Origin of the sequence: Amycolatopsis sp. NPDC051071, assembly GCF_040682875.1 — a bacterium.
GTDB lineage: Bacteria > Actinomycetota > Actinomycetes > Mycobacteriales > Pseudonocardiaceae > Amycolatopsis.
Genome location: NZ_JBFBBY010000260.1, coordinates 1 through 7,942 on the forward strand (window position 1 = coordinate 1; position 7,942 = coordinate 7,942).

The 7,942-nt window shown below is 67.5% G+C and carries 6 protein-coding genes; 5 read left to right on the plus strand and 1 reads right to left on the minus strand.

Features of this window, described 5'->3' with window-relative positions; genetic code table 11:
- Positions 1-367 precede the first annotated feature (367 nt).
- Genes AB0M65_RS39320 through AB0M65_RS39335 form a run of 4 tightly spaced genes read left to right on the plus strand, consistent with a single transcriptional unit; the run spans position 368 to position 4,919 of the window.
- Complete coding sequence (locus tag AB0M65_RS39320; RefSeq protein ID WP_364040209.1) at positions 368-1,660, plus strand: extracellular solute-binding protein; 1,293 nt, start codon at positions 368-370, stop codon at positions 1,658-1,660.
- On the plus strand, positions 1,657-2,643 hold the full coding sequence (locus AB0M65_RS39325; RefSeq protein WP_364040212.1) for a sugar ABC transporter permease: 987 nt from the start codon (positions 1,657-1,659) through the stop codon (positions 2,641-2,643). The genes AB0M65_RS39320 and AB0M65_RS39325 overlap by 4 nt, the downstream gene beginning before the upstream one ends.
- The gene (locus AB0M65_RS39330; RefSeq protein ID WP_364040215.1) at positions 2,640-3,470 is read left to right on the plus strand and encodes a carbohydrate ABC transporter permease; all 831 of its coding nucleotides are present in this window, start codon (positions 2,640-2,642) and stop codon (positions 3,468-3,470) included. Before AB0M65_RS39325 ends, AB0M65_RS39330 begins: the two co-directional genes overlap by 4 nt.
- 3 nt (positions 3,471-3,473) lie before the next feature.
- Positions 3,474-4,919: a glycoside hydrolase family 3 protein gene (locus tag AB0M65_RS39335; RefSeq protein WP_364040218.1), complete on the plus strand. Its 1,446-nt coding sequence runs from the start codon at positions 3,474-3,476 to the stop codon at positions 4,917-4,919.
- 65 nt (positions 4,920-4,984) lie between these two features.
- On the opposite strand, the gene AB0M65_RS39340 is transcribed toward AB0M65_RS39335, so the two are convergent.
- Positions 4,985-5,875: an NAD(P)-dependent oxidoreductase gene (locus AB0M65_RS39340; RefSeq protein ID WP_364040221.1), complete on the minus strand. Its 891-nt coding sequence runs from the start codon at positions 5,873-5,875 to the stop codon at positions 4,985-4,987.
- A 143-nt stretch (positions 5,876-6,018) separates the two neighbouring features.
- Here AB0M65_RS39340 and AB0M65_RS39345 point away from each other — a divergent pair, with 143 nt between their 5' ends.
- Complete coding sequence (locus AB0M65_RS39345; protein ID WP_364040224.1) at positions 6,019-7,731, plus strand: M14 family zinc carboxypeptidase; 1,713 nt, start codon at positions 6,019-6,021, stop codon at positions 7,729-7,731.
- The last annotated feature ends 211 nt before the right edge of the window (positions 7,732-7,942 follow it).

Below are 7,942 nucleotides of genomic sequence, written 5' to 3' on the forward strand. Positions count from 1 at the left end.
GTTTTGGGTCGTTAGAACGACCCAAAACACTCACGACCCACGCACCCACGCCCCACCGGAGCCCACTCGGCGAACGCGACGTCGCCTTCCGCCGAACGGACCAGTACCGTCCCGCCGAACGCACCGATCACCGGAACAGTCAACGAAAAACCCCATGTCAGCGCGCCTCGCGACAACCTGACGGACAACGCGAAACAAGCCCGTCAGCGTGATCATTCGCTCACTCAAGGTGAAAGATTGCGGCTCGTTTACAACGAACCGGCCACCTGCTTGACAGTCGGAGTGGTACGTACCACGCTGCCCGCATTGGTCTACACCATTTTGTGGGAGCCCGGCACAGTGGCCGGGCATCGAAAGGACGGCACGAGTGAAGCGCTGGCTCAAGATGACTGCGGGCGCCGCGGCCATCACCCTCGCGACGGCGGGCTGCGCCGGTTCCGGCAGTGGCGACAGCACGAATTCGAGCGCTCCGGCCTCGAACGGCACGCTCACGGTCTGGCTCATGACCGGGACCGCCCCCGAATCTCTGACGAACTCGCTCCACAAGGAATTCGAAGACGCGCACCCCGGCGTCAAGGTCAAGTACGAGATCCAGCAGTGGAACGGCATCCAGCAGAAGCTGACCACCTCGCTGGCCAGTGACAACCCGCCGGACGTGATCGAACTGGGCAACACCCAGACCCCCGCGTTCGCGAACCAGAACGTGCTCGCCGACCTGACTTCGAGCGTCGGCGACTTCAATGGTGCCCAGTGGCTCCAGGGCCTCAAGGCTTCGGGCGAGTACGACGGCAAGACCTACGGCGTCCCGTTCTACGCGGCCAACCGTGAGGTCATCTACCGCAAGGACATGTTCGAGCAGGCAGGCATCACCGCGACGCCGAAGACCCGCGCGGAGTGGCTCGACGCGATCACCAAGCTCAAGGCCAAGTTCGGCAGTGACCCCGAGTTCCAGGCCCTCTACCAGCCTGGCCAGAACTGGTACGAGCTGCTGTCGTTCATCTGGGACGAGGGCGGCGACATCGCGCAGGCCAACGGGAAGTCCTTCAAGGCGACCCTGGACTCCGCGCAGGCCAAGGCCGGGCTCGAGTTCTACAAGCAGCTCACCGACGCTTCGGGCACCAAGGCGCCGAAGGACGCCGACGAGGCCACCCCGCAGCAGGCCGGTATCTACGGCGGCGGCAAGGTCGCGATGATGATCGGTGTCCCGGGTGAGGCCGACACCGCGGCGAAGACCGACCCGTCGATCAAGGAGAAGTCGGGCGCGTTCGCGATTCCCGGCAAGACCGCCGGCAAGTCGGCCCCGGTCTTCCTCGGCGGTTCGAACCTGGTGATCCCGGCCAACAGCAAGAACGCGGCCGCGGCAAAGGACTACGTCAAGCTGTTCTCCACCCCGAAGTACCAGACCGAGCTGGCCAAGGCCGGTTACGTCCCCGGTACCTCGACCGACGTGTCCGCGCTCGACGCGAACCCGCTCACCAAGGTCATGGCCGAGGCTTCCAAGAACGGTCGCGCCGTCCCGACCAGCCCCAAGTGGGGTGACGTCGAGTCCGGTCAGAACCCGATCAAGGACATGCTGACCGCTTACCTGACCGGAACGAAATCGCTCGACCAGGCGACCGCCGACGCCAACGCAGCGCTCGACAAGCTCATCGGCGGATGACCACGACCAAAGATGTGACGACGCCGGCGGGGTCCACCCCGCCGGCTTCGCCGCGCATCAAGCCCCCGAAATCCACTCGGCGCCTGCGTCTCGGCGAACGCTCCGCGCCGTATCTGCTGATTCTTCCCGCGTTGATCGCGATCCTGGTCCTGCTCGGCTGGCCGACGCTCCAGTTGATCGGCATCAGTTTCCGCAAGCTCGACCTCCGTGAGCTGGTCTCCGGAGAGATGGTCTGGATCGGTTTCGAGAACTTCTCCGAAATCCTGTCCGACCCCGAATTCTGGGAGATCACGCTCCGGACGCTGCTGTTCACGGCCACGGTCGTGCTCACCACGCTGCTGCTCGCGCTGTTCATGGCGCTCCTGATGCGCCACCTCAACCCGGTGGTCCGGGTGATCCTGCAAGTCGCGCTGATCCTCGCGTGGGCGACCCCGGTACTCGCGACGACCACGGTCTTCCAGTGGATCTTCGACCAGCAGTACGGGATCCTGAACAAAACGCTCGCGAAACTCGGCTTCGACGGGTTCATCGGGCATTCCTGGTTCTCCACCGGCTCGAGCACGCTGACCGTGATCGGCCTGCTGGTCGTCTGGCAGGCCGTGCCGTTCGTGGCGTTCACGCTCTACGCCGGGCTCCTCGGCGTCCCGAAGGAGCAGTACGAGGCCGCGGGCATCGACGGCGCCAGTGCCTGGCAGGCGTTCTGGGCGGTCAGCTGGCCGGCGATCCGGCCGATCCTGACCATGGTCACGTTCCTGTCGGTCCTGTGGGACTTCAAGCTGTTCGCGCAGGTGTGGGCGATCCGCCAGGGCGGGCCGGACGGCGCCAGCACGACGCTGCCGGTCTACATGTACCTCAAGGGCCTCGCGGGCAACCACTTCGGCCTGGCGGCGACCGCCGCCCTGCTGATGATGCTCGTGCTGATCCTGCTCACCGCCCGGTACGTCCAGCTGCTGGTGCGCTCGAAGGAGGCCGACCTGTCATGAAGAAGTCCCTGACCCAGCGGATCGGCCTCGGCACGTTCGGCGTGATCGTCGCCATCCTGTTCGTCTTCCCGACGTACTGGATGGTCACGTCCTCGCTGAAGACGCCGGGCGAGGTCCTGTCGCCGAGTTACGACCTGATCCCGCTCTCGGTGACGTTCGACAACTTCGTCACGGCGCTGACGAAGCCCGGTTTCACCACTTACCTCGCCAACAGCCTGATCGTCACGATCGGCGCGGTGCTGTGCTCCCTCGTCGCGGGTGTGCTGGCCGCGGTTGCCTTGTCCCGCATGCGCTTCCGCGGGCGTAAGGGGTTCTTGCTGCTGGTGCTGGTCGCCCAGCTCGCCCCGTTCGAGGCGCTGCTGATCCCGATGTACCTGCTGATGCGGGACGCCGGGCTGCTCAACCAGCTGCCTTCGCTGCTGCTGGTGTACTTCGCGGCGACGCTGCCCTTCACGTGCTGGATGCTCTACGGCTTCGTCAACGGCATCCCGTACGACCTCGAAGAGGCCGCGATGATCGACGGCTGCAGCCGGGCGGGCGCGTTCCGCCGGGTGACGCTGCCGCTGCTCGCGCCGGGACTGGTGACCACGTCGGTGTTCAGTTTCATCACCGCGTGGAACGAGTTCCTGTTCGCGTTCGTGTTCATGCGCGACCAGAACAAGCAGACGCTGCCGGTATGGCTTTCGTCGTTCCGGACGGCGTTTTCCGTTGACTGGGGCGGCATCATGGCGGCGTCGGTGATCTACGCCGTCCCCGCGCTGGTGTTCTTCATCCTCGTTCAGCGCAAACTCGTGTCCAACCTGACCGCAGGCGCAGTGAAGGGATAGTCCTTGTCTTCACCGGAAAAGCTCGCCGGCTCCGTTCTCGTTTCGGGCTTCGACGGCACCACCGCGCCGGATTGGCTGCGGCGCAAGGTGGCCGACGGCCTCGGCGGTACGATCCTGTTCGGCCGCAACGTCGTCGACGACGAACAGGTCGCCGCGCTGAGCGCGCGGTTGCGGGCCGAACGACCCGACGTGCTCATCGGCATCGACGAAGAGGGCGGTGACGTCACGCGGCTCGACGTCGCCACCGGCTCGTTCGTCCCGGGGCCACTCGCACTCGGCGCCGCGGACGACGTCGAACTGACGGCGTCGGTCGCCGCGGCGCTCGGGGAACGACTGGCCGCTTGCGGGGTCACGATCAACTTCGCCCCCTGCGCGGATCTGACCCTGACGCCGGAAGATCCCTCGATCGGGGTGCGGGCGTTCGGTTCGGATCCGGTGAAGGCGTCGCCGCATGTCGCGGCGTACATCACCGGCCTGCAGAAGTACGGCGTCGCCGCGTCGGCGAAGCACTTCCCCGGGCACGGGGCGGCGACCGACGATTCGCACCACGCGCTGCCGGTCCTGCCCCGGACCGAGGCGGAGCTGAACGCGATCGAACTCGTCCCGTTCAGGGCGGCGATCGCGGCGGGCGTGCGTGCGGTGATGACCGGGCACCTCGTGGTGCCCGCGTGGGGTGAGCTGCCCGCGACGCTCAACCCGAAGGCGCTGACCGACGTCCTGCGTGGCGAGCTCGGCTTCACCGGCGCGGTGGTCACCGACGCGCTCGACATGGGTGCCGTCGCCGGCGAACTCGGCAAGACCGAGGGCGTCGGCCGGGCGGCGGTACGGGCGCTGATCGCCGGTGCGGACGCGCTCTGCCTGGGTGGTGTGTCGTTCGAAGAGGACGAACTGAACCGGATCGCGTCGGTCATCGCGGCCGCCGTCGAAGCCGGTGAACTGCCGCTGGAGCGGCTGGTGGAGGCGTCCGGACGGGTCGCCGCACTCGGCACTCCCCCGGTGGCGACGGAGATCTCCCCGGTGGACCACCGGCTCGGCCTGGAGGCGGCGCGGAAGGCGTTGCGGATCCAGGGTTCGCCGAAGCTGGGCGGCCCGCCGCTGGTGATCGACGTCGAAACCGAGCCGATCGTCGCGGCCGGGCCGATGCCGTGGGGACTCGGCCCGCATCTGACCGAACTCGTGCCCGGCACGCGTGCGGTCAAGGTCGGCGTGGACGGGATCGCGACCGCGATCGACGCCGTGCACGGCGCGCGTGACGTCGTCGTGGTGACGCGTGAGGCGCACCGGCATCCCGAGGTCCGCGAGTTCCTGAGCTGGCTCGAAGCGTCCACTGTGGACTTCATCAGGGTCGAGACCGGCGCACCCGGACCGATCACCGGCGACGGGCCGCGGATCGACACGTTCAGCGGGTCCTACGTCAGCCTTCGCGCCGCCGCGGAGTACCTGGCCTGACGACCTACCGGTCCGTGAAGGCCTCCTTGCCTACCTGGGGGTAGGCAAGGAGGCCTTCACGGGCTTCAGAGATCGGGCGCGGAGTCACGGGCTTCGAGGGCCTTGACGACGGCGACCATGTCCGCGTCGCCGAAACCGAGCCGCGCGGTCTCGGCGTAAAGCACGCGGGACGCGTCGAGCAACGGCAAGGTGAGGCCTGCTTTCCCGGCCGCCGCCGCGATGAGCTCGACGTTGGCCAGGACGTTCTCGATCGACGCCTGCGGCGCGAAATCCTCTTCGGCCAGTTTGGGTGCCTTGACCCGCAGGATCGGGCTGGCCAGCTGCCCGGCGCCGAGGACATCGGTGAGCAGGCCGAGATCGAGCCCGTGCGTACGGGCGAAATGAACGGTCTCGGCCAAGCCGGTCACGACCGCGGTCAGCTGCACGTTGACCGCCAGCTTCATCAGGAGCCCGTGCGGTACCGGCCCGCAGTGCACGACTTCCCGGCACAGCGGCCCGAGCAGCTCCCGGATCTCCTCGATCGCGCCGGGGTCACCCGCGAGCATGGCGACCAGCTCACCCGCCTCGGCCGGGACTCTCGAACCGGAAACCGGCGCCTCCACGTACTTCGCCCCGGCCGCGCGGAGCTCGATTTCGAGTTCGCGGGAATACTCCGGCGCCGTCGTTCCCATGTGGACGATCGTGCGGCCTGCCACCCGTCCGGCGAACGAAGGCCGTCCGCGGGTGAGCACGGCGTCGACGGCGGCAGCGTCCTTCAGCATCAGGATCACGACCTCGCACCGCTCGAAGAGCTCCGCCGCGTCCTCGACGACATCGGCTCCCGCGGCCACCGGCTCCGAAGCTTTGCCGGAGGTGCGGTTCCAGACGAGCAACGGGACTCCGGCCCGCGCCAGGTTCACTGCCATCGGTCCGCCCATACTGCCCAGCCCGGCGAAACCTACTCGTGGGATACCCATGGACCCACTGTGCGCCATGGCCGGGCGATGACGTCGCCGATGAGATCTTCCTGCCGGAAATCGCGAGGAATGCCCCTACGGCCACCCGAAAGCCGGTCCCTTTCGCCGGTGTCACGGCGGTTGGTGATCCCTAGCGTCGTCGGGTGACCGACCACAGAGGGGATCACCACATGCCCGACACCGAGGCCACCCGCCATTTCGTCACCGTGTCCGTCACCGGCGGCGCGGCGCTCCGCCTGATCGCCCGGCGCGGGCTCGACCTGTTCCCCTCGACCGCCAGGGAGACCGACGACGGCGCGGCGATCGACGGGTACCTCGGCGACGCCGAAATCGCCGCGCTCGCCGAGAGCGGACACGACGTCCTCGTCCATCCCGACGTGGCGGCCGCGCCGCTGGAGATCGCGCCGGACGACGACGTGCCGCTGTCCCTCGACGCCGGGCCGGAAACCGCCGTACCTCCCGGGTATCAGGCGTCGTACCAGTTCGAGCGGTACATCCGGGACATCGCGATGTCGTTGCCGAACGTCATGTCCCGTGTCCAGCTGCCCGAGCCGTCGGTGCAGGGCAAGACGATCTCCGCGCTGCGCATGCGTGGCGGCACCCGCGCCGACCGGCCGGGGGTGCTCCTGCTGGCCGGGGTGCACGCGCGTGAGCTGATCAACCCCGAGCTGCTGTACAACTGGATCTTCCGGATGTCCTACGCCCTCTCGGCGGAGACGTCGGTGAACTACCCGGCCAGCACCTACGAGTACGGCACGATCAAGATGCTCACCGACAACCTGGACATCTTCATCGTCCCGGTGGTCAACCCGGACGGTCACGACCTCGTCCTCTCGGCGGAGAACCTGCGGATGTGGCGGGGGAACGGCCGCCGCGTGGACCTCAACCGCAACTACGACTTCCTCTTCGACAGCGGAATCGGCACGAGCACCGATCCGGCGAGCGACGTCTACCGCGGGCCGCACGCGTTCTCCGAACCGGAGACCCGGAACATCCGCTGGCTGCTGGACACCTTCCCGCAGATCACCGCCGTGCTGGACCTGCATTCCTACAGCGAGCTGATCCTCTACCCGTGGGGCGACGACGACAACCAGACCACCGATCCCGGGCAGAACTTCCGGGTGCCGAACCCGGATCGCGGTGTGCCGAACGACGGCCGCTACCGCGAGTACATCCCGTCGGCCGACCTGAACTGGTTTGTCCGCACCGGGAACCGGATGCGCGATGTCATCGCGAAGCAGCACGGCCGCGCGTACGCGCTCCAGCAGAGCGTGGGGCTGTATCCGACGACGGCGACCATCGACGATTACTCCTTCTCACGGCATTTCCTGAACCCGGGACTGCGCAACGTGCGGACGTTCTGCATCGAGACCGGCAAGCCCCCAGTGGGCGGCGACGTCCTCGGCGCCTTCCAGCCGCCGTCCGCGGAAGCCCGCAAGGTGATCGAGGAGGTCGGCCCGGCGGTGGTGGAGTTCCTGCTGGAGATCTACTGCCCCAGTGGCCCGGACACCCTGCTGCTGCGGGAAGCCGACGAAGTCCTCGCCCGGCACATCGGGGACTCGCGGGAACTGTACGACGGCCTGGTCGCACACGGGCCGAGCATCCTGCGGGCACTGGGCGACGACCCACGGGCGCGGGTGAAGGCCACCATGGCCTTGAAGCGGCTCACCGACGCGGGACGGCTGGAACACGATCCGGTGCTCGAAAGCGACGTCGTCGAGAAGCTGGCCGAAGCGGCGACGGCGATCGGCGAGGCGGTGCCCGAAGCGCAGTCGCTGCTGAAGGCGTTCGGCGCGCTCACCGAAGGCGCGGCCGGGCAGCGGCTCAGCAAGCTCGTGAGTGATTTGGGTCGTTAGGGCCAAGAGTGTCTTGGGTACCTACTGAAATTTGGCTGCGGGGCTGATCGTGGGTCAGGTCCGTGAAGGTCTCCTTGCCTAGGTACAGGAAGGCCCCCTTCCTGTACCTAGGCGCAAGGAAGGGGGCCTTCATGTACCTCAGGCGAGCAACGGGCGCCGGTACCGAGTGGGCAGGGTCTCGTAAGTGTTTTGAGTCGCTAGAACGACCCGC

Coding starts and splice junctions, on each gene's coding strand:
- AB0M65_RS39325 (WP_364040212.1), top strand. CDS start 1,657: ATGACCACGACCAAAGATGTGACGACGCCGGCGGGGTCCACCCCGCCG.
- AB0M65_RS39330 (WP_364040215.1), top strand. CDS start 2,640: ATGAAGAAGTCCCTGACCCAGCGGATCGGCCTCGGCACGTTCGGCGTG.
- AB0M65_RS39340 (WP_364040221.1), bottom strand. CDS start 5,875: ATGGGTATCCCACGAGTAGGTTTCGCCGGGCTGGGCAGTATGGGCGGA.